Here is a 22,474-nt window from a genome sequence, read left to right as displayed (position 1 = left end):
GAAGGAGGAAAAAAGGTGTCATCATCACCAATACGTTATGAATTAATTAAAACATGTAAACAAACCGGTGCAAGACTCGGCCGTGTTCATACCCCTCATGGGTCATTTGAAACGCCAGTGTTTATGCCGGTTGGAACATTGGCTACTGTAAAGACAATGTCGCCGGAAGAGCTCGTGCAGATGGGCGCTGGCATCATCTTGAGCAATACGTATCATTTATGGCTGCGACCTGGCCATGAGATTGTAAAGGAAGCTGGCGGGCTTCATAAATTTATGAACTGGGACCGTGCCATTTTAACAGATTCCGGCGGCTTCCAGGTCTTCAGTTTAAGTGAATTCCGGAAAATAGAAGAAGAAGGCGTTCATTTCAGAAATCATCTGAACGGCGACAAGCTGTTTCTTTCGCCGGAAAAGGCGATGCAGATTCAAAATGCGCTCGGTTCTGATATTATGATGGCCTTTGATGAATGCCCTCCGTTTCCGGCTGAATATGACTATATGAAAAAGTCTGTAGAACGGACAAGCAGATGGGCAGAGCGCTGCTTGAATGCGCATGAGCGTCCTCACGATCAGGGATTATTCGGGATTGTACAGGGCGGAGAATATGAGGAATTAAGAAAGCAAAGTGCAAGAGATTTAGTTTCATTGGATTTCCCGGGCTATGCTGTCGGGGGCCTTTCCGTTGGAGAACCAAAAGACATAATGAACCGTGTGCTTGAATCGACAACGCCTTTGCTTCCGTCCAATAAACCGCGTTACCTGATGGGTGTTGGCTCTCCAGATTCATTGATTGACGGAGCAGTTAGAGGGATAGATATGTTTGACTGCGTGCTTCCAACGAGAATTGCGCGAAATGGAACATTAATGACAAGCAGCGGCCGTTTAGTTGTGAAAAATGCTAAATATGCCCGTGACTTCGGTCCGATTGATGAGAATTGCGACTGCTACACTTGCCGCAATTACAGCCGCGCTTATATCCGTCATTTAATGAAGTGTGACGAGACATTCGGCATTCGATTAACTTCTTACCATAACCTTCATTTTCTGTTAAAATTAATGGAGCAGGTCAGACAGGCAATCCGTGAAGACCGATTAGGCGACTTCAGAGATGAATTCTTTGAACAATATGGTTTTAACAAGCCGAATGCTAAAAACTTTTAAGATTTGAAAGGGGTGAAAAATATGGAATTATTGACTACGGTTGGACCGTTAATCTTAATGTTTGCGATCTTTTACTTTTTATTGATCCGTCCTCAGCAGAAACAGCAGAAGAAAGTGCGTGTTATGCAGGAAAGTCTGTCAAAAGGCGACAAAGTCGTAACGATTGGCGGTATGCATGGCATCGTTGATTCAATCGATGAAGAAAAAGTAATCATCAAAGCTGGTGATGGCTCACGCCTGACATTTGACCGCCGCGCTGTTCGCGACGTTGTTGAGCAAAAAGGCATCACGATGGAGAAGGCCTAATTACATAAGGCACAAACAAAAAGAAGCGCTATTATTGCGCTTCTTTTTAGTTTTTATTTAATAGAACGAACGTCTCAAGATGCTATTTGGACGAGCCGGACAAGTTCACTCCCATTACCCCGCCTAGCATAGCTATGGCAAGGAAGCCCCCATGATACATGGTCTGCTCCATTGTAAATGTTTTCCCGTAGCCTAAAAATTGAAATAAAAAAATAATTAATGTATAGAGGATTGCTGTTGTGCCTCCGATCAGCCATCCGCGCTCTTTTCCTTTTCCTCCGGCAATAAATCCGCCAATGAAAACGGCTAAAAATGAGAGTCCCAGTATAAACCATTTAATAGAATCTTCCGTTAACCCAGTAAATTTGAGCAGCAATGAAAAAAGTAAGCTTGTTACAAGTGCTGCCATTAAAATACTGGATAATCCGTAAAGAATGGCTTTACTCCATCTTCGCGTTTCGATTGCAATCTCCCCCTTATTCCAGTCAGCTTGTTTTTGCTCGTCTTATTACCATCCTATTCACATCAAATGAAAATAGAATCTATTTACACTACATGAAAATGATTTATCCGTTCAAAATAAACGTAACTGGTAAGCAAGGGGGGCAATATGGTGGAAGAGGCTATAATCATAATGGCACGGACGATTTTTTTATATACAATGATCGTTATTATCTTCAGACTGATGGGAAAACGGGAAATTGGCGAATTAAGTATTCTGGATCTTGTTGTCTTTTTAATGATCGCAGAAATGGGAGTTATGGCCATTGAAAATACGGAGGACCCATTGATACATACAGTCATTCCCATGTTTCTGCTGCTTGTCATCCAGATTGGCCTTGCCTATCTGTCGCTAAAAAATCATAAAGTAAGAAAACTGTTGGACGGAAAGCCGACAATCATCATAGATAGAGGCAAAATTAATGAACATGCCATGAAAACTCAGCGCTATAATTTTGATGATCTTCTCATCCAGCTGAGGGAAAAGGATATTAACGATATCAGCGAAGTGGATTTTGCCATCCTTGAACCATCAGGGAAGTTATCTGTTATAAAAAAAGAACATGACAATGAAAGTCAGGAACTGCAGCTGCCATTAATAATCGACGGATTGATTCAAGAGGAAAATTTATTCAGAATCGGCAAGACAAACTTGTGGCTAAGGCAGCAGCTTAGAGAACTTGGCTACATAGATTTAAAGAATATTTCCTTGTGCACACATAATAAGGGGGCATTTTTTATCGACCTGATAGATGAAAAATAAACATTAACGCCGCGGTGCCAGCTTAGAAAGTGTGTTTCCTATATAAGGAATTCTTTTCAATTCTTCCTTAAAAACTAAGCGGAAGACGACCAGAAGGATGCAATAAATCGTGAAAGTAAAGGTGACAGAAATAATTAAATTAATACCCATGCTTAGAGAGAGCATTTGATAGAAATAATAACCCGCTATTCCTGAAAGAATCATTGTCAAAAAGCACTTGGCATATTCTCCAATCCGAATGGTCAGGGAGACCACCTTCATAACGGTTGCTAAATGAAGCAGCGTGACAAGCATAATTCCTGCTACAATGGCAAGGGCAGCTCCCATAATACCGAGTGAAGGGCGGGTTGCTAATAGGAAAATCAGGGCTGTTTTAATGGCTGAGCCGACAAAACTATTGATCATTGCTGCTTTTGCAAGGTTAAGTGCCTGCAAAACTGCCTGAAGGGGACCCTGGAAATAGTAAAAGATGAAAAATGGGGCCATGACCTGGACAAAGATCGCAGCGTGGCTGCTGCCGTACATGACCGTCATCATCGGATTGGCATAGATATATAAAATAACTACGGCGAAACCGCCTGTCACTAAAGACAGTCTGAATGCCTGCTGAAGTCTGTGCTGAACAAGGTGCAGCTTTTTTTGAGCCATGGCTTCGCTGATTGCCGGGACAAGTGCGGTAGATAAGGAGTATGTAATAAATGACGGCAGCATAAGCAGCGGAAGGGCGTACCCTGTTAATTCACCGTACTGTTTTGTAGCCATCGCTGCTGTAAATCCTGCAATGGCCAAGCTTTGTGCGACAACAATCGGTTCAAAAAACCAGGCAATGGAACCGATCATGCGGCTTCCTGTTGTTGGGAGTGCAATGCTCATTAAGTTTTGAAACGTATCTTTTCCGTCATGCAATGATTTGAAGAACTTTCTTCTGATTTTGAATTTCTTTTTCATCTTAAACATCGAGAATAAGTAAAGCAGGGAAATCAGTTCTCCGATGACGGCTGATGCCATGGCCCCTGCTGCAGCGTATTCAATCCCATACGGAAGGAACGTTTTTGTAAAAACAGCAATTAAAGATATCCGGACAATTTGTTCAAGCACCTGGGATATCGCAGCGGGCCTCATGTTTTGCTTGCCTTGAAAATAGCCTCTGAGAACAGATGAAATCGCGATAATGGGAACGACTGGAGTAATCGCAAGCAGCGGATACAGGGTTCTTGGGTCTGTCAGCAATGAGTTTGACAAGTAGGGAGCAAGGAGAATGATTGCCGGAGTGAATAAAAGACTAAGTGACCCTGTAATCGCAAGAGAGACGATCAGGATTTTTTTGATCTTCCGCTGATTTCCTTCGGCTTCGGCTTCCGCAACTAATTTTGATATTGCAACAGGCAGCCCGAACTGGGTAATCGTAATAATAAGGACCAGTGTAGGCATCGCCATCATGTATAATCCAACGCCTTCTTCCCCTATAAAGCGCGCCACAACGATTCGGTTTATAAACCCCAGAACCCTGGTAATCAGACCGGCAGCTATCAATATTAATGTTCCCTGTAAAAATGTTTGCTTGGACATGGCTTTCCCTGCCTTCTCAAATAGCTTGTAATCATATACAATTACTATATGCGCTATGATTGGCCAAGCATGACAAGTATGTTCAATCAAAGGCTTATTCAAGATAAATTATCCCGCAAATGATCAGGTGAAGGAGCGTGTCATGTTGGAGAAAGACGAAATTGAAAAATATCGCCATCACGTAAAGCCGGCGCTAGTCAGCAAAGCAGAGGAATTTAAAATCCTCGATTATGGCGAGGTCACAGAAGCAGAGCTTTGGAATTTCCTAAGAAATAAAAAATGGAAGAAAAAAAATGAGCTGATGGTGTATGAAATGGTTGCTGATATTATGGCCATCAAACCTAATGAATTCATGACATTCGCAACGATTGAATCTTATAAGGCGGGCAGCTGGTTTGAAAGTGAAGAAGGCAAAAAACTCGGAATCAATGAAAGTTAATACATATTGAATGGTTTTTTTCTAAGGAGGAAACAATATGGTGAAAAAAGGACGCATTATCGTTTTTTTCTTACTCGTCCTTTGCGTAGGCAGTTTGATTGGAGCATTTGGAAGCAAAACTGCAGATAATATTTTGCTTGGACTTGATCTTCAGGGCGGCTTTGAAATCCTATATGATGTAAAGCCTGCAAATGAAGGCGATAAGATCGACCGCAATGCAATGGTAAGTACAGTGAATGCTCTTCAAAAGAGAGCGAATGTGCTTGGTGTCAGTGAACCAAACATCCAAATCGAAGGAGAAAACAGAATCAGAGTTCAGCTTGCAGGAGTCAAGGACCAAAGCCAGGCAAGGGAAATCCTCTCCACTCAGGCAGAGCTCACATTTCGGGATGTAAATGATAAAGTCATGATGAATGGCTCGGATCTTGTGGAAGGCGCATCAAAACAGACCTTTGATCCAGATACACAAGAACCTATCGTGGCAGTTAAACTTAAGGATGCTGCAAAGTTTAAAAACGTAACAGAGCAAATCGTGGCGATGCAACCCGAAAATCAGCTTGTTATTTGGCTTGATTACGAAAAAGGTGACTCATATAAAGAAGAAGTTACAAAAGAATCACCAAAATTTTTATCAAATCCAAACGTCGGAGAAGTTTTTAATACAACCGATGTAACGATTACAGGCCAGTTTACAGTTGAAGAAGCAAAAGATCTTGCCAATCTTCTAAATGCTGGATCACTTCCTGTTAAACTCGATGAAACCTATTCTACTTCGGTAGGAGCGCAGTTTGGTGAAGAAGCGCTGCAGAAAACGGTTCTTGCGGGAGTTATCGGGATCAGCTTTATTTTCTTATTTATGCTCTACTTCTATCGATTGCCGGGGTTCATTGCAATCGTAACTTTAAGTGCATACCTTTATCTTGTCCTTCAAGTTTTTGATTGGATGAATGCTGTTTTAACACTCCCGGGGATTGCAGCCCTGATTTTGGGAGTCGGGATGGCTGTTGATGCTAATATTATTACATATGAGAGAATTAAAGAGGAAATCAAGCTTGGCAAGTCCATAAGATCAGCGTACAGAGCTGGAAACCGCCGTTCTTTTGCTACTATTTTCGATGCGAATATCACAACGATGCTTGCCGGCGGAGTGCTCTTTTTCTTCGGAACAAGTGCGGTCAAAGGATTTGCAACCAGTCTTGTATTAAGCATCCTTGTGAGCTTTTTAACATCTGTTTTTTTAAGCAGAATCCTGCTTGGATTATTGGTGGAAAGCAGATGGCTTGATAAAAAGCCAGGATATTTTGGAGTTAACAAGAAAGACATCATTGATTTAAGCAAATCAACAGAAGATGTTGATGCACCTACAAAATTTGATAAAGTTGACTTTGTTAAGCACCGGAAAAAATTCTTTGCTGCTTCAGGAATATTGCTTTTTGCCGGGGTGATTCTCCTTCTTGTGTTCCGATTGAATCTTGGCATTGATTTTTCAAGCGGAACCCGCATCGAAATTGGAGCGGAAAAGACTCTTACAGCTGAAGAAGTAGAATCAGAACTTGCGAATCTTGATCTTGAGCCAAAGGATATCGTTTTATCCGGCAACCAAAATCAAACCGCAGTAGCCAGATTTATCGGAGTACTTGATAAAGATGAGATTGCTGAAGTCAAAGAGTATTTCAGTGAAAAATATGGAAAAGAACCAAGTGTCAGCACGGTTTCGCCTACAGTCGGGAAAGAATTGGCAAGAAACGCGATGTATGGTGTTCTAATTGCTTCACTTGGAATTATTATCTATGTATCCTTGAGGTTTGAATATAAAATGGCTATAGCTTCAGTGATTGCCTTGCTCTATGACGCATTCTTTATTATAGCCGTTTTCAGTATTACACGCCTTGAAGTAGATGTTACGTTCATAGCGGCGGTTCTGACAATTGTGGGATATTCAATCAATGATACGATCGTAACTTTTGACAGAATTCGTGAATTATATAAAAAGACAAAAGTCAAAACGTATGATGACTTAAAAAACATTGTAAACAGAAGCTTGCAGCAGACATTCACGCGATCAGTAAATACTGTATTGACAGTCGTATTCTGTGTTATTGCTTTGCTGATTTTAGGAAGCGAGTCGATTCGGAATTTCTCAATAGCACTGCTTATCGGATTAATTTCCGGCACTTACTCCTCATTATTTATAGCAGCACAGCTATGGATGATCTGGAAATGGAAAGAGATTAAGAAGAAAAGCACGATGAAAAAAGTTCAGGAAAATGACGAACCAGTCGTATAAAAAGAGAAACCGCGAGCAATCGCGGTCTTTTAATTTTGGCCGTAACTGGATAAGATAATATTAGGCCAAGGAACATCCCTTTACTTATATTTGTTTGAATGAATTTTAAAAAAGGGTATAAAGGAGAGAGGTTTTCAGAAGGGGGAAAGAATATGAAGAGACAATGGAGTTTTATTTTTGCGATTCTTTTTGCACTTATTGTTGCGGTTTTTGCTGTCATAAATGTGGATCCGGTTGAAGTTGATTATTTATTCGGTAAAGCCCAATGGCCGCTTATTCTGATTGTTCTGGGTTCTGTTCTGCTTGGAGGACTTATGATTGCTTCTGCAGGACTGACAAGAATTTACGCTCTTCAGCGCAAAGTGAAAGTTCTGGAAAAGGAAAAGGCAGAGCTTATAAATGAAAACGAAGCACTTAAAAAAGATCCGCTTGTTCATAAAACAACAAGCAGTGCGCACGGAGCAAAGCAAATCGGCCAGACATCAGAGGAATTATAATTTCCAGATTTCCAGTTTGTCACCCCTTACCCACTCTAGTATAATAGTGAGGTTAAGGGGTGATTTTTTTGCTGAAAGCGAAGACTAGATGGAATGTTTCTAAACACCATTCAGATAAAGCTGATGAATTGATAAATACGATGAATGTTACTCCTCTGATTGCTTCCTTGTTATTAAACCGCGGAATTGAGACTGCTGAGCAGGCAGACCAATTCCTGAATATTGAAAAGCACGGTTTTTTTGATCCATTCATGCTCCTTGGAATGGAACAAGCTGTTAAGCGTATAAACGATGCCATGGCGAATCAAGAAAAGATATTGATTTTTGGAGATTATGATGCAGATGGAGTGAGTTCTACGACGGTTCTGCTAGAAACGCTTAACTCACTCGGAGCTAATGCTGATTTTTATATACCTAATCGCTTTACTGAAGGCTATGGTCCAAATGAGATGGCTTTCCGCCATGCTCATGATGAAGGTTTTTCTTTAATCATTACGGTTGATACAGGGATCTCGGCTGTGAATGAAGCGGCTCTTGCAAAAGAGCTGGGCGTTGATCTGATTATAACCGATCATCATGAACCAGGACCGGTTCTTCCAGATGCTTTTGCGATTATCCATCCAAAGCAGCCTGATTGCCAATATCCTTTCAAAGAGTTAGCAGGTGTTGGCGTAGCTTTTAAGCTTGCCCATGCACTGCTTGGCAAAGCACCGGAGAATTTGCTTGAAATTGCCGCAATAGGAACCATCGCGGACCTTGTTCCGCTTCAAGGCGAGAATCGCCTGATTGCACGCCTTGGCATACAGCAATTAAAACGAACAAAACGAAAAGGGTTAAAAGCGCTCCTTAAAGCAGCAGGAGCTGACGGAAAAGATGTAAATGAAGAGACGATCGGATTTGCCATCGGGCCGCGGATAAATGCCGTAGGGAGGCTGGAATCGGCTGATCCGGCTGTTCATCTCCTTATGTCAGAAGATGATGATGAGGCTCAAAGTCTTGCAAAAGACATTGACCTCCTCAATAAAGAAAGACAGAAAATCGTCTCTCAAATTACGGAAGAAGCAATCGAACAAGTAGAATCATTGTATCCAATTGAAGAAAATCCGGTTCTTGTTCTGGCAAAGGAAGGTTGGAACCCAGGCGTTGTCGGAATTGTAGCTTCGAGAATGGTAGAGAAATATTATAGACCTACGATTATTTTAAGTATTGACCACGGCAAGGGAATGGCTAAAGGATCTGCAAGAAGCATTGCGGGTTTTGATTTATTTGCTAATTTGTCAACGTGCCGGGACATTCTGCCGCATTTCGGAGGTCATCCAATGGCAGCTGGAATGACACTTGATATTGATGATGTTGATCAATTGAGACAGCGCTTGAATGCTCTTGCGGCTGAGAAGCTGACTGACAAAGATTTCATACCCATCAAAACAATTGATGCGGAATGTACTCTTTCCGAAATCACTACGGACTCTATCGAAGAAATTGGGCTGCTCGCTCCGTTTGGCATGAGCAACCCAAAGCCTCTCTTCCTGCTTGACTCCGTTCAATTAGGATCGATGAGGAAGATAGGGTCAGATCAAACACATTTGAAATTGGCGGTTGAACAAAATCATCAGCAGCTCGATTGTATTGGATTTGGATTCGGGCATCTTCATGATCATATGGCTCCACTTGCAAAAGTGTCAATGGTTGGTGAATTATCTATTAATGAATGGAATAACTTCCGAAAGCCGCAATTCATGATCCAGGATCTCGCTGTCAATGAGTGGCAGCTTTTTGATGCAAGAGGAACCCGCAATCTTCAAAAAGCAATTGAAAAAATAAATGATGAAAAAAATGTCCATATAGTTTTCCAAAAAGAAACCCTCTCTTTGCTTGAAGGCTCGGATCTCAATATTCTATTTTTGGAAAGCGGCCAAGATGCGGGCGACTTGGATTTAAAAGATAAATATGTCACATTCATTGACACGCCATCTTCTATCGAACATCTGAATGCTCTTTTTGAAGGAGCGCGCCCGGACCGGATCTATGCTATTTTCCATCAGCATACGGAACATTTTTTTGCCACAATACCGACAAGAGAACACTTCAAATGGTATTATGGATTTTTGAAACAAAAAGGGTCATTTGACTTAAAAAAACATGCAGAAGCGCTAGCCCGGCATAAAGGCTGGTCAAAAGAAACAATAGATTTCATGTCACAGGTGTTTTTTGACCTGGAATTTGCTACAATAGAGAATGGCATTATTTCTGTCAATCATCATCCGCCAAAAAGAGATCTAGCCGAATCTATTGCGTATGCTTCTAAGCTTCAGCAATTAGAGCTAGAAAATACGCTACTATATTCGTCATACCAGGATTTAAAAACATGGTTTGATGATAGAATGAAAATATCGTCAACGCTTGTCAATGCATGAGGAGGACAAACTTAATATGGATTTAAAGAAATATGTAACAGTGGTTCCGGATTATCCGAAGCCTGGTATTCAGTTTAAAGATATTACAACTCTAATGGACAACGGTGAAGCTTACCGCTATGCAACAGATCAAATTGTTGAATATGCGCGCAAACAAAACGTTGATATAATTGTAGGACCGGAAGCCCGCGGATTTATCATCGGCTGTCCTGTAGCTTATTCACTAGGAGTAGGCTTTGCGCCAGTCCGCAAAGAAGGCAAGCTTCCTCGCGAGGTTGTACGCGTAGAGTATGGACTTGAGTATGGCAAAGATGTGCTTACAATGCATAAAGATGCCATCAAACCAGGTCAGCGCGTGTTAATCACAGATGATTTGCTTGCTACAGGCGGAACGATTGAAGCAACAATCAAATTGGTAGAAGAGCTTGGCGGAGTCGTAGCCGGCATCGCTTTCTTAATCGAATTAAGCTACCTTGACGGACGCAGCAAATTGGATGATTACGATATTTTGACACTGATGAAGTTTTAATCGCATAGTGAAAAGCACTCGGGAATGGGTGCTTTTTCTATATTAAGGCAGGTACCAGCCATTAATTGGGCATAGAAAAGACTGTATATCTCTTTACATCTTCTGTGTTTTTAATGATAATAGGTACAATAAAGTTTTCATTGTAAAGGTGATTCCATGGCTAATGAACAAGTACTGACTGCTGAGCAGGTCATAGAGAAGGCAAAACAATATTTAACGGATGAAGACTTGCTTTTCATTCAGAAAGCCTATGATTTTTCAGAAGAGGCGCATCGTGAACAATACCGAAAATCGGGTGAACCATATATTATTCATCCTATACAGGTCGCAGGGATTTTAGTTGATTTGGACATGGATCCGTCGACTATCGCGGGTGGATTTTTACATGACGTCGTAGAAGATACGGACGTGACACTTGATGACTTGAAACAAACATTTAATGATGAAGTCGCCATGCTAGTGGACGGAGTTACAAAGCTAGGAAAAATTAAATATAAATCTCACGAAGAACAACAGGCTGAAAATCATCGTAAAATGTTTGTCGCAATGGCACAGGACATTCGTGTGATCTTAATTAAACTTGCTGACCGTCTTCACAATATGCGCACACTTAAGCATTTGCCGCAAGAAAAGCAGCGGAGAATCTCTAATGAAACCCTTGAAATTTTCGCGCCGCTTGCACACCGGTTGGGGATTTCAAAAATAAAGTGGGAGCTTGAGGATACAGCTCTGCGCTATTTGAATCCGCAGCAGTATTACCGCATCGTAAATTTAATGAAGAAAAAGCGTGCAGAACGCGAGCTTTATTTAGAAGAAGTCATTGATGAAGTGAAAAACCGTGTTCATGAAGTAAATATAAAAGCCGATTTCTCAGGCCGTCCAAAACATATTTACAGCATCTACCGGAAAATGGCACTTCAGAACAAGCAGTTTAATGAAATTTATGATTTGTTGGCCGTTCGGATTATCGTAAACAGCATTAAAGACTGCTATGCCGTTCTCGGCATTATTCACACATGCTGGAAGCCGATGCCGGGCAGATTCAAAGATTATATAGCCATGCCAAAACCTAATATGTATCAATCCCTGCATACAACAGTGATCGGCCCAAAAGGCGATCCTCTTGAAGTTCAGATCCGCACAAAGGATATGCACACGATTGCAGAATACGGGATTGCTGCTCACTGGGCATACAAAGAAGGCAAAGAGGCCGAAGAGCAATCAACTCTTGAACAAAAATTAACATGGTTCCGTGAAATTCTGGAGTTCCAGAATGAAACAACCAATGCTGAAGAGTTTATGGAATCATTAAAAATCGACCTGTTTTCAGATATGGTATTTATTTTTACGCCTAAAGGCGATGTGATTGAAATGCCATCAGGCTCTGTTCCGATTGACTTTGCCTACCGCATCCATTCAGAGATCGGCAACAAGACGATCGGTGCAAAAGTAAACGGCAAAATCGTCACTCTGGACTATAAATTAAAAACAGGCGACATTATTGAAATCATGACTTCCAAACATTCCTATGGACCTAGTCAGGATTGGCTAAAGCTTGCCCAAACGTCTCAGGCGAAAAATAAAATCCGCCAATTCTTCAAAAAGCAGCGCCGTGAGGAAAATGTAGACAAAGGCAAAGAAATGGTTGAGAAAGAAATTAAAAATCTTGACTTTGAATTAAAAGAAGTCTTAACGAATGATAATTTAAAGCGTGTAGCTGAAAAATTCAATTTCTCAAACGATGAGGACATGTATGCTGCTGTAGGCTATAACGGCATCACGGCAGCCCAGGTTGCAAATCGGTTAACTGAAAAATGGCGCAAAAAACGTGATATGGAACAAGAGAAAGATATTTCAGAAGTAATTTCTGAAGTGCGTCCTTATTCATCTAAAAAACGTGACAGCGGGGTCCGTGTTAAAGGGATTGACAATCTGCTGATCCGTTTATCAAAATGCTGCAATCCTGTACCAGGTGATGAAATTGTCGGTTTTATCACAAAAGGACGCGGAGTTTCTGTTCATCGGGACGATTGCCCTAATGTGCATACGGATGAAGCACAGGCCCGTCTTATTCCTGTTGAATGGGAAACACAGCTTGATGGCCGCAAAGAGTACAACGTTGAAATCGAGATTCTCGGCTATGACCGCAGAGGCCTTCTTAATGAGGTTCTTCAGGCTGTCAACGAAACAAAGACAAACATTTCGTCTGTTGCAGGCAAATCTGACCGCAACAAAGTAGCTACGATAAACATGGCGATTGCCATTTCCAACATAAGTCATCTTCACAAAGTAGTGGAGCGAATTAAGCAAATTTCTGATATTTATTCTGTAAGAAGAATTATGAATTAGAAAGGGTTTTTCTGTCTTGAAAATAGTTGTACAGCGTGCCAAACATGCAGAAGTAAAAGTAAATAACGAAACGGTCGGCAAAATTTCTGAAGGATTTATGCTTTTAGTGGGGGTCACCCATGAGGATTCTGAACAAGATGCTGATTATCTTGCAGATAAAATTGCCAATCTGAGAGTTTTTGAAGACGAAGAGCAAAAAATGAATCTTTCCCTGATTGATGTGGGGGGACAAGCCTTATCCATTTCGCAATTTACTCTCTACGGAGATTGCAGAAAAGGAAGAAGACCAAATTTCATGGCAGCTGCTAAACCTGATCAAGCACAGCCTTTATATGATTATTTCAATGCAAAGCTTCGTGAAAAAGGGATTACAGTACAAACAGGAGAGTTTGGCGCAATGATGGATGTATCGTTCACAAATGTCGGTCCTGTTACATTGATTCTCGAATCGCAAGCGAATTAAGAAGACCGCCGGGCACAGTTCCCTGCGGTTTTTCCTTTTGTTTATGAAAATATTGTATTGTGGAAAAATGAGGAACGATATTGCATGATGTCAAAAAGCGGTATTTTTAATAAAAATGCCTAAAGACCATTTCGATGGATATTGGGGTGTGTTTTTTTTGTTAAGTTGATATGATTTCAATCGCTATGCCAAGGATAAAGTGCGCCAAAGCGGGTGTATGGAACAGAAAAATCGTCTCCATCCAGAAAAAAGTGAGTCAAAGCGGGTGTATGGAACAGAAAAATCGTCACCATCCAGAAAAAAGTGAGTCAAAGCGGGTGTATGGAACAGAAAAATCGTCACCATCCAGAAAAAAGTGAGTCAAAGCGGGTGTATGGAACAGAAAAATCGTCTCTAGCCTGAAAAAAGTGAGTCAAAGCGGGTGTATGGAACAGAAAAAACGTCTCCAGCCTGAAAAAAGTGAGTCAAAGCGAGTGTATGGAACAGAAAAATCGTCACCAGCCTGAAAAAAGTGAGTCAAAGCGAGTGTATGGAAAAATCGTCTCCACCCAGAAAAAAGTGCTTCAACATCCTTACCGGGCAAGTTCACAACCAAACCGCATGTAAAAAACACTCAGGCCAGAGCCTGAGTGTTTTTGAATGCTTATTTAAAATACTGTGCCAGTCCATAATAAACCCCTTGTGCAACTCTTTCCTGATACGCACTTGAACGGACTGTCAATTCTTCGGTGCTGTTGCTGACATACCCTAGTTCCAGGAGAATGGCAGGCTGATTATTTTCACGGATAACATGATAATCTCCAAATTTCGTTCCGCGGTCTTTTAACTTCGTTTGTTTCATTAATTCAGAATGTACAGGTGATGCCAGCGGCTTATCTTTAGATCCGCTGTAATAATAAGTCGTCATTCCATTGACGCTTCTATTATCAATGCTGTCAAAATGGAGACTTATAAAAGCATCTGCATTTCTGTAGTGGGACGTGCTTACCCGTGAGCTTAAGCTGATGTAGCTGTCAGAGCTGCGCGTCAGATGCACGTCTGCCCCAGAAGCTTTCAGTTTATCGAAGACGAGCTTGGCAGTAGACATCGTCAGGTTCTTCTCAAGGGTTCCTCTGGTGCCGATTGCCCCGCTATCACTTCCGCCATGGCCAGGATCTAAAACAACGGTTTTATTTTTTAAGTATGAGGTAACATCTCCGCCAGGCCTTGTAACAGAACTTCCTTCACCTGATTGTGATACCACCCATCCTGCCACATACCCTGAGATATTGCCGGAGAGCTGGATTTTAAACCAATCTCCTTCTTTGCTGATAACAGAAAATTGCTCACCTGCATTAGCTCGTCTCAGAATACTTTGATTTGTAGATGGTCCTATTCGAATATTGGTACCATCTTGCAAAATACTGACTTTAGATTGACTTGGTTTTTCCTTGCCAGTAGTTCCTTGCCCGTTGAAAATTGAAATATAGGAACTGGAAACCCAGCCTTTTTTATTTCCCGAGTATTGAATATGATTCCAGCTGTTTTTAGTTTCAAGAATAGTCACTTCCGCATTTTTTGAGATGGAACCGACTACAGAGCCGTTTAAGCTGCCGCTGCTGCGTACATTAAGTGAGCTTGCTGTTACTTTTCCTTTTTTGCCGCCACTCACAGGCGATTGAACGGAACCAGTGGAAATAAAATCACTATGTACCCAGCCCTTTTGGCCGTTAAATTGAATTTTGTGCCATTTATCCTGTGTCTTTGTGATCGAAACAGAAGCATTCTTTTTCAAGCTTCCAATGGTGTCGGCAGATGTTGAAGGCTTGTTGCGCACATTCAGTGAAGTGGCAATGACCTTGCCGCTCTTTGAGCCTGAGGAAGCAGGTGCTTTGGCTTGTTCTTTCTTTAGAAAGAAAACAAACTGGCTGGAAACCCAGCCTCTTTTTCCATTATAAGAGATCTCAACCCAATTTGAGTTTTGCTGGACAAATGATGCCGTTTGTCCCTTGTCAAATGTGCCTGTTACCTGAAAGCTTGTTCCAGGACCGCTGCGCATTCTCAAGTCTTCTGCATTTGATTTGACCGTGTCTGAAGTGCCTGAGCTTGTTTTTGGAGCTTGAGAAGAGTGCTGAAGGGTTACAAGCCATGAGGCTACCCAGCCCTTGTTATTACCCGATAATTGAATTTGATACCAATCTTTTTTCTGGTCTGTGATGCTGTACACAGCCCCTTTTTTTACACTGGCGATGACAGAATAGCTTAATCCAGGGCCGTTTCTGATGTTTAATCCATCAACTGCGATGACTGCTTTTTTTGATTCAGCTGATGCAGGCATTGGCATCATTTGAAGCTGGCTTATAATAAGCAGTATGCAAATGATGGAAAAGAGTAGTTTACGAAACAATGACCGATCCTCCTTTTTCATAGATAACTTTTAGTACATTCGCTTTTTATATCGGCTATCCCTTGTGACATTTGATATATTTTTTCAGGAAAAAGGAAATGCTACAGGATAGACAGTTAAAAAGGAGCAATGAGCATGAGGCACAGTGATAAAGGCGAGACAACCCATTATAACAATAATGATGTATTTGGAGTTAATTTTCTTGAATTTGCGGAAAAAGAACAGCATTCTAATTTGTTTGAGCTTGCAAGTGAATATGGTTTAAGTCTGAGAGAAGTGAAGAAATTAAAAAAACGATTAAATCGCTCTTGACACAATGCCAGAAACATTCGTATGATAGTATATAAATCTTAGCAAGAACTACATAATTTTGAACCATTGATGGAGAAGAGTAGTCAAGATGACACATGATAAGAGAGGAAAAGCCGTGGCTGAAAGCTTTTCACATGATGACTTGATGAAGAGAACACTCCTTAGGTTTCCCTCTGAACGATGCTGGCTGTATTTAATAGGAGGAGGACGTGACAGGCGTTAACTGTCTGAGTGGGAGCATTTTTTGCTTCAACTAGGGTGGCACCACGGGATCTAACTCTCGTCCCTACATTTTTATGTAGGGACGGGAGTTTTTTTATTTTCAAAAATTATGAAGGTTTATGTAAATTGGAGGAGTAAAACATGTCATTTCAAATTCCGAGAGGCACACAGGATATCCTTCCTGGAGATGTTGAACGCTGGCAATATATCGAAAACACAGCACGTGAAATTTGCAGATTATATCAATATAAAGAAATCCGCACACCAATCTTTGAACACACTGAGCTTTTTCAAAGAGGAGTAGGTGAATCAACAGATATCGTTCAAAAAGAAATGTATACCTTCCAGGACCGCAAAGGAAGAAGCTTGACCCTTCGACCTGAAGGAACGGCTTCAACAGTTCGTGCATTTGTGGAAAAGAAATTGTACGCTCAACCGGCACAGCCGACAAAGCTTTACTATATCGGACCAATGTTCCGTTATGAGCGCCCGCAGACAGGACGCTTTCGCCAATTCGTTCAGTTTGGGGTTGAGGCGCTTGGAAGCAACAATCCTGCAATAGATGCAGAAGTCATATCTCTTGCAATGGAGCTTTATAGCACTGTTGGATTAAAGAAGCTGAAGCTGATTATCAATAGTCTTGGCGATGCAGACAGCAGAAAAGCTCACCGGGAAGCATTAATTGCTCATTTTGAACCAAGAATCGGTGAATTTTGCTCGGATTGCCAGAAACGATTACAGCAAAATCCGCTTCGGATCCTTGATTGCAAAGTAGACCGGAATCATGAGCTTATGGCAACAGCTCCTTCGATCATGGATTACCTAAACGACGAGTCAAGAGTTTATTTCAATAAAGTTCAGCAATACTTAACGGATTTAAATATTGAGTTTACAGTAGATCCTAACCTAGTGCGAGGATTAGATTACTATAATCACACGGCATTTGAGATCATGAGCGACGCAGAAGGATTCGGGGCGATCACAACACTTTGCGGCGGCGGAAGATACAATGGCCTTGTGGAAGACGTTGGCGGCCCTGAAACACCAGGGATCGGATTTGGTCTCAGCATCGAAAGATTTCTTGCTGCACTCGATGCGGAAAACGTGGAGCTTCCAATTGAACAATCAATCGATTGCTTCGTCGTAGCACTTGGGGATAAAGCGAAAGACCGTTCTGTATCACTCGTATATGAACTCAGAAAAGCAGGCTTGACTGCAGAAAAAGATTACGAGGACAAAAAAATGAAAGCTCAATTTAAGGCAGCTGATCGCTTTAAGGCTAAATTTGTCGCTGTATTGGGTGACGATGAGATTGAAAAGAACATTATATCTGTAAAAAACATGGATACAGGAAGCCAAGTAGAAGTGGCATTAGATGAGCTTACAGCCTATATAAAAGCATAGACAAAAGGAGAGAGATACACATGTTTGGACGAACATATTATTGCGGTGAAGTAACAGAAGCAGCAATTGGAGAAAAAGTAGTATTAAAAGGGTGGGTGCAAAAACGCCGCGACCTTGGCGGGCTCATTTTCATCGATCTAAGAGACAGAACAGGAATTGTTCAAGTTGTGATCAATCCCGAGGTTTCTGAGGATGCGCTGAAAACTGCAGAAAAAATCCGCAGTGAATATGTATTGGATATTGAAGGCACAGTTGTCGGACGTACAGAGGGAACCGTAAACCCAATTCTTGCGACTGGGAAAATCGAAGTGAAGGCAGAGAATGTAACAATTATCAATGCTGCCAAGAATCCGCCTTTCCTGATTGAAGATCGATCTGAAGAAGTTTCAGAAGATGTGCGTTTAAAATACCGTTATTTAGACTTAAGAAGACCTATTTTACTTGATACATTCAAAATGCGCCACAACGTTTCAAAATCCATCCGCAATTTCCTTGATGAAAAAGGATTTTTAGATGTAGAAACCCCTATTTTAACGAAAAGCACTCCGGAGGGAGCGCGTGACTATTTAGTGCCGAGCCGTGTGCATGAAGGCGAATTCTATGCGCTTCCTCAATCTCCGCAAATTTTCAAACAGCTGCTTATGGTATCGGGCTTTGACCGTTATTACCAAATTGCACGCTGCTTTAGAGACGAGGATCTGCGGGCTGACCGTCAACCTGAATTTACCCAGGTGGATATTGAAATGTCATTTATGAGCCAAGATGAGATCATGTCATTAATGGAAGAAATGATGACGCGTATTATGAAAGAAACAAAAGGTGTGGATTTAACTCTTCCTCTTCCACGCATGACGTTTGACGAAGCAATGAGCCGCTATGGTTCTGATAAGCCTGATACACGATTCGGACTAGAGCTCGTCAATGTTTCCGAACTTGTGAAAGACAGCGGCTTTAAAGTGTTCAGCGGTGCTGTGCAAAATGGCGGAGAAGTAAAAGTGATTAATGTTAAAGGAGCAGCTGCTTCTTATTCAAGAAAAGATATTGATGCATTAACCGAGTTTGTTTCTCAATATGGTGCAAAAGGTCTTGCTTGGCTGAAAGTAGAGGAACAGGAGCTAAAAGGCCCTATATCTAAATTCTTCCCTTCTGAAGAACAGGCAAGCTTAAAAACATTGAGTGAAGCAGAACCAGGCGACTTATTACTGTTTGTTGCAGACAAAAAGCAAGTAGTGGCAGATGCACTTGGTGCTTTACGTCTAAAACTTGGAAAAGAATTAGGGTTAATCGACGAAAGCAAATTCAATTTCCTTTGGGTAATTGACTGGCCTCTAGTTGAATATGACGAAGAAGCGGGACGCTACTTTGCAGCGCATCATCCATTTACAATGCCTGCACGCGAGGATCTTGAGCTGTTTGAAACGAACCCTGGCGGCATGAAAGCTCAGGCCTATGACCTTGTTTTAAATGGATACGAGCTAGGCGGGGGATCCATTCGTATTTTCGAAAAAGAGATACAGCAAAAAATGTTTAAGCTGCTTGGTTTCTCTGAGGAAGAAGCGGTGGAACAGTTTGGCTTCCTGTTAGAAGCTTTCGAATACGGCACCCCTCCTCATGGCGGAATTGCCCTTGGACTTGACCGTTTAGTCATGCTTTTGGCAGGCAGAACAAACTTGCGCGATACGATTGCATTCCCTAAAACAGCAAGTGCAAGCGACCTTCTAACACATGCTCCAAGTGAGGTCAGCACAGCACAATTAACGGATCTTCATCTTGCATTAAACCTGAAAAAGAGTGAATAATGCCCAGTATGATTTACTTGAAAACCGCACCTTGTTGTGGTAATCTTTTTACAAGATAAAAAGAAGTCCTGATGTGTACGTCGTACACTTAGTTTTGATCCAACATTACTTGATCCGGGAGTTCACGTTTTCATCGTTATGTAAATGCCTCATCATTCGATCAGAGGACTTGTCATACATGAAACAGGACACCCACCTGCTGTGAGCGGGTTCAAAACCAAGATAGCAGCGACGGCACAATTGGGACTACTTGACGAACGAGAATTCAGCCTGCATAAGCTTTCTGCTTATGCAGGTTTTTATTTGAAGGAAATTCTGATTAAATAGGGAGCAGCACTTTTTCATGAAAAGTATGATATATTCATTTTCAGGAAAAATACAGTCATGAATTAAATAAATGGAGTTGAGAGTTTTGCTGAATCAATTTTCCCGCAATGAACTTGCGATAGGCAAAGAAGGCATTGAAATTTTGAAAAACAGCACAGTCGCAGTCCTTGGAATTGGAGGAGTAGGTTCTTTCTCTGCGGAAGCGCTTGCTCGTTCTGGTGTAGGACGGATTTTGCTTGTAGATAAAGATGATGTGGATATCACAAATGTAAACCGCCAAATTCATGCACTCGTATCAACAGTAGGCAAGCCAAAAGCTGATTTGATGAGAGACCGCATTAAAGAAATTAACCCGGAATGCGATTGTATTGCACTGAAAATGTTTTACACGGAAGAAACATATGAGGAATTTTTCAGCTATGGCCTTGATTATGTTATTGACGCATCTGATACGATCTCATATAAAATTCATCTAATGAAAGAATGCTTAAATAGGGGCATTCCGATTATTTCAAGCATGGGTGCAGCGAATAAGACAGATCCGACAAGATTTCAAATTGCAGATATTTCCAAAACACATACAGATCCGATTGCCAAAGTGGTCAGAACCCGACTTCGCAAAGAAGGAATCAGAAAAGGTATTCAGGTTGTTTTCTCTGATGAAAGCCCGATTGTCATTCGCGAAGATGTACGTCTGAAGGTAGGCAATGATGCAGCGCAGATCCGCAAAGCGAAAATGCCGCCATCATCTAATGCGTGGGTACCTTCTGTAGCAGGTTTAATCATGGGCGGACATGCTATTATGGAGCTTTTAAAAGATATTAAAATTACACGTGTAAACGACTGAACAATAAAAAAAGCGGCATGATGTGAAATCATGCCGCTTTTCTTATTGTCCAGCTCAAACTCCTAGTAACTCTGCCAGAACAAATTCCCTCAGGAAAGTCAAACCCGGACTTTCCTGAGGGAATTCTTAACTGTCTGTCGGAGCTAACCAGGTATTTCTGCTTAACACATTGTCCAGCTCCATCACCCAACTCCTCGGCCAGAACGTCTCAGCCTGAAAAGTCAAACCCGGACTTTCCAGTCTGAGCCTTATCTGTCTGTCGGAGCTAAACAGGGTGATTCCGCTTTTCGATTGTCCAGCTCCATCACCCAACTCCTCGGCCAGAACGTCTCAGCCTGAAAAGTCAAACCCGGACTTTCCAGTCTGAGCCTTATCTGTCTGTCGGAGCTAAACGGGTGATTCCGCTTTTCTTTATTGCTGCTTCATCAGCTTTTCATAAATTTGTGAAAGGGAAAGTTCGAATTTCCCTGTTTGTTTAGGGTCATAGTACTTTTTCTTTTTAAGTGAATTCGGTAAATATTGCTGCTTTACCCAGCCATTCTCGAAGTCATGGGGATATTGATAGTCAATGCCTCTCCCAAGCTTTTCTGCTCCCTTGTAATGGGCATCTTTCAGGTGAGCCGGAATTTCACCGCTTTTCCCGGAACGAATATCTGCTATCGCGGCATCCAGTGCTTTGTACGCGCTATTGGATTTTGGTGATAAGCAAAGCTCAATGACTGCATTTGCAAGCGGGATTCGCGCTTCCGGCAATCCGAGTCTTTCGGTCGCTTCAATGGCGGCCAATGTTCTTGCTCCAGCCTGGGGACTTGCAAGACCAATGTCTTCATATGCGATGACTAACAGCCTGCGGTTGATGCTTATTAGATCCCCAGCTTCTATCAGTCTGCCAAGATAATGAAGAGCTGCATTCACGTCAGAACCGCGGATTGATTTTTGAAACGCAGAAAGGACGTCATAGTGAGCATCCCCGTCTTTATCATGGACAAAGCTCTTTTTTTGCAGACATTCTTCTGCTGTATCAAGTGATACGTGTATTTTGCCATTTTCATCGGGATCTGTTGAGATGACCGCAAGCTCCAGGGCATTCAGAGCAGACCTGACGTCACCTGCACAGCTTGAAGCAAAATGCATGAGAGCTTCCTCGGAAATAACGGCTCGGTATTTGCCAAGTCCTTTCTTTTCATCCTTTAAAGCTCTTTCAAGTGCTGTTTTTATATCAGCAGCTTCAAGTGGCTTTAATTCAAAAATCTGGCATCTGCTTCTGATAGCAGGATTGATCGCATGATAGGGGTTGCTTGTTGTTGCTCCAATTAAAATAATTTTTCCGTCCTCCAAATAAGGAAGAAGAAAATCCTGTTTTGCTTTATCAAGACGATGGACCTCATCAAGAATTAAAATGACCTTGCCGGACATTTTCGCTTCTTCTGCAACAATCTCCATATCTTTTTTATTATTCACAACCGCATTAAGCTTTCGGAAAGCTGTATTTGTGCTTCCTGCAATTGCTGTTGCGATGGATGTTTTTCCAATTCCGGGAGGGCCGTACAAAATCATTGAGCTCAAATGTTTTGCTTTTACCATCCGCTCAATCATTTTTCCTTTGCCGACTAAATGTTCCTGCCCGATGATTTCATCAATGTTTTCTGGTCTCATTCGAAATGCCAGAGGTTTCATGTTATCCCTCCCTAGGGCGAAGCACTAATCTTATTTTAACTAAGCTTATCATGACTTTCCCGCTTAGTCATAAGAATTGATATATATACCTTATAGTAAAACGATAAGTCAATTTGAATGCTCTGATGAATGATAATATGCTATAATGGCATAGGTTCATTTATGAAATAGCAATTATTAACAGCGGAAAAATAGATTGTTTCAGATTTCCGACGAAAG

The 22,474-nt window shown here is 41.6% G+C and carries 18 protein-coding genes, 1 other RNA gene and 1 other annotated feature; of the genes, 15 read left to right on the top strand and 4 right to left on the bottom strand.

Annotated elements, in window-relative coordinates; all coding sequences use genetic code 11:
- Nucleotides 1-15: 15 nt before the first annotated feature.
- Together tgt and yajC are read left to right on the top strand one after the other, a co-directional pair.
- The gene (gene tgt, locus LIT25_19440; protein USK32743.1) at nt 16-1,161 is read left to right on the top strand and encodes a tRNA guanosine(34) transglycosylase Tgt; all 1,146 of its coding nucleotides are present in this window, start codon (nt 16-18) and stop codon (nt 1,159-1,161) included.
- A gap of 21 nt (nt 1,162-1,182) precedes the next feature.
- Complete coding sequence (gene yajC / locus LIT25_19435; GenBank protein ID USK32742.1) at nt 1,183-1,467, top strand: preprotein translocase subunit YajC; 285 nt, start codon at nt 1,183-1,185, stop codon at nt 1,465-1,467.
- A gap of 82 nt (nt 1,468-1,549) precedes the next feature.
- Here yajC and LIT25_19430 read toward each other — a convergent pair whose 3' ends face one another.
- Nucleotides 1,550-1,930, bottom strand: coding sequence for a TIGR04086 family membrane protein (locus LIT25_19430; protein ID USK36342.1), 381 nt, complete (start codon nt 1,928-1,930; stop codon nt 1,550-1,552).
- A 150-nt stretch (nt 1,931-2,080) separates the two neighbouring features.
- Here LIT25_19430 and LIT25_19425 point away from each other — a divergent pair, with 150 nt between their 5' ends.
- Complete coding sequence (locus tag LIT25_19425; protein ID USK32741.1) at nt 2,081-2,731, top strand: DUF421 domain-containing protein; 651 nt, start codon at nt 2,081-2,083, stop codon at nt 2,729-2,731.
- 3 nt (nt 2,732-2,734) lie between these two features.
- On the opposite strand, the gene spoVB is transcribed toward LIT25_19425, so the two are convergent.
- Nucleotides 2,735-4,300, bottom strand: coding sequence for a stage V sporulation protein B (gene spoVB, locus LIT25_19420; protein USK36341.1), 1,566 nt, complete (start codon nt 4,298-4,300; stop codon nt 2,735-2,737).
- Nucleotides 4,301-4,445: 145 nt separating this feature from the next.
- Here spoVB and LIT25_19415 point away from each other — a divergent pair, with 145 nt between their 5' ends.
- The 7 genes from LIT25_19415 to dtd all read left to right on the top strand — a co-directional run bounded on the left by LIT25_19415 (nt 4,446) and on the right by dtd (nt 13,281).
- Nucleotides 4,446-4,739, top strand: coding sequence for a post-transcriptional regulator (locus tag LIT25_19415; GenBank protein ID USK36340.1), 294 nt, complete (start codon nt 4,446-4,448; stop codon nt 4,737-4,739).
- Between the two features lie 40 nt (nt 4,740-4,779).
- A complete protein-coding gene (secDF, locus tag LIT25_19410) occupies nt 4,780-7,026 on the top strand; it encodes a protein translocase subunit SecDF (GenBank protein ID USK36339.1) in 2,247 nt (748 codons plus the stop codon).
- 152 nt (nt 7,027-7,178) lie between these two features.
- Nucleotides 7,179-7,523 (top strand): lipopolysaccharide assembly protein LapA domain-containing protein, encoded by a 345-nt coding sequence (locus LIT25_19405; GenBank protein USK32740.1) that lies wholly within the window; start codon nt 7,179-7,181, stop codon nt 7,521-7,523.
- 68 nt (nt 7,524-7,591) lie between these two features.
- On the top strand, nt 7,592-9,940 hold the full coding sequence (gene recJ / locus LIT25_19400; GenBank protein ID USK32739.1) for a single-stranded-DNA-specific exonuclease RecJ: 2,349 nt from the start codon (nt 7,592-7,594) through the stop codon (nt 9,938-9,940).
- Between the two features lie 16 nt (nt 9,941-9,956).
- A complete protein-coding gene (locus tag LIT25_19395; GenBank protein ID USK32738.1) occupies nt 9,957-10,469 on the top strand; it encodes an adenine phosphoribosyltransferase in 513 nt (170 codons plus the stop codon).
- 156 nt (nt 10,470-10,625) lie between these two features.
- Nucleotides 10,626-12,818 (top strand): bifunctional (p)ppGpp synthetase/guanosine-3',5'-bis(diphosphate) 3'-pyrophosphohydrolase, encoded by a 2,193-nt coding sequence (locus LIT25_19390; GenBank protein ID USK32737.1) that lies wholly within the window; start codon nt 10,626-10,628, stop codon nt 12,816-12,818.
- A 16-nt stretch (nt 12,819-12,834) separates the two neighbouring features.
- Nucleotides 12,835-13,281, top strand: coding sequence for a D-tyrosyl-tRNA(Tyr) deacylase (gene dtd, locus LIT25_19385; protein USK32736.1), 447 nt, complete (start codon nt 12,835-12,837; stop codon nt 13,279-13,281).
- A gap of 643 nt (nt 13,282-13,924) precedes the next feature.
- Here dtd and LIT25_19380 read toward each other — a convergent pair.
- On the bottom strand, nt 13,925-15,667 hold the full coding sequence (locus LIT25_19380) for an SH3 domain-containing protein (GenBank protein ID USK32735.1): 1,743 nt from the start codon (nt 15,665-15,667) through the stop codon (nt 13,925-13,927).
- A 135-nt stretch (nt 15,668-15,802) separates the two neighbouring features.
- Between LIT25_19380 and LIT25_19375 the strand changes: the two genes are divergently transcribed.
- The 5 genes from LIT25_19375 (at nt 15,803) to LIT25_19355 (ending at nt 20,578) form a co-directional block, all read left to right on the top strand.
- On the top strand, nt 15,803-15,979 hold the full coding sequence (locus tag LIT25_19375; protein USK32734.1) for a hypothetical protein: 177 nt from the start codon (nt 15,803-15,805) through the stop codon (nt 15,977-15,979).
- Between the two features lie 57 nt (nt 15,980-16,036).
- Nucleotides 16,037-16,270, top strand: a binding site (T-box leader).
- Between the two features lie 72 nt (nt 16,271-16,342).
- Nucleotides 16,343-17,605: a histidine--tRNA ligase gene (gene hisS, locus LIT25_19370; GenBank protein ID USK32733.1), complete on the top strand. Its 1,263-nt coding sequence runs from the start codon at nt 16,343-16,345 to the stop codon at nt 17,603-17,605.
- Nucleotides 17,606-17,625: 20 nt separating this feature from the next.
- Nucleotides 17,626-19,404: an aspartate--tRNA ligase gene (aspS, locus tag LIT25_19365; protein USK32732.1), complete on the top strand. Its 1,779-nt coding sequence runs from the start codon at nt 17,626-17,628 to the stop codon at nt 19,402-19,404.
- Between the two features lie 62 nt (nt 19,405-19,466).
- Nucleotides 19,467-19,655, top strand: a non-coding RNA gene (ssrS, locus tag LIT25_19360) — 6S RNA.
- Nucleotides 19,656-19,816: 161 nt separating this feature from the next.
- The gene (locus tag LIT25_19355; protein ID USK32731.1) at nt 19,817-20,578 is read left to right on the top strand and encodes a tRNA threonylcarbamoyladenosine dehydratase; all 762 of its coding nucleotides are present in this window, start codon (nt 19,817-19,819) and stop codon (nt 20,576-20,578) included.
- A 411-nt stretch (nt 20,579-20,989) separates the two neighbouring features.
- On the opposite strand, the gene LIT25_19350 is transcribed toward LIT25_19355, so the two are convergent.
- On the bottom strand, nt 20,990-22,255 hold the full coding sequence (locus LIT25_19350) for a replication-associated recombination protein A (GenBank protein USK32730.1): 1,266 nt from the start codon (nt 22,253-22,255) through the stop codon (nt 20,990-20,992).
- Nucleotides 22,256-22,474 lie beyond the last annotated feature (219 nt).

The organism is Bacillus sp. F19 (assembly GCA_023823795.1).
Lineage (GTDB): Bacteria > Bacillota > Bacilli > Bacillales > Bacillaceae > Bacillus_P.
This window is presented reverse-complemented; position numbering and strand designations above follow the sequence as displayed.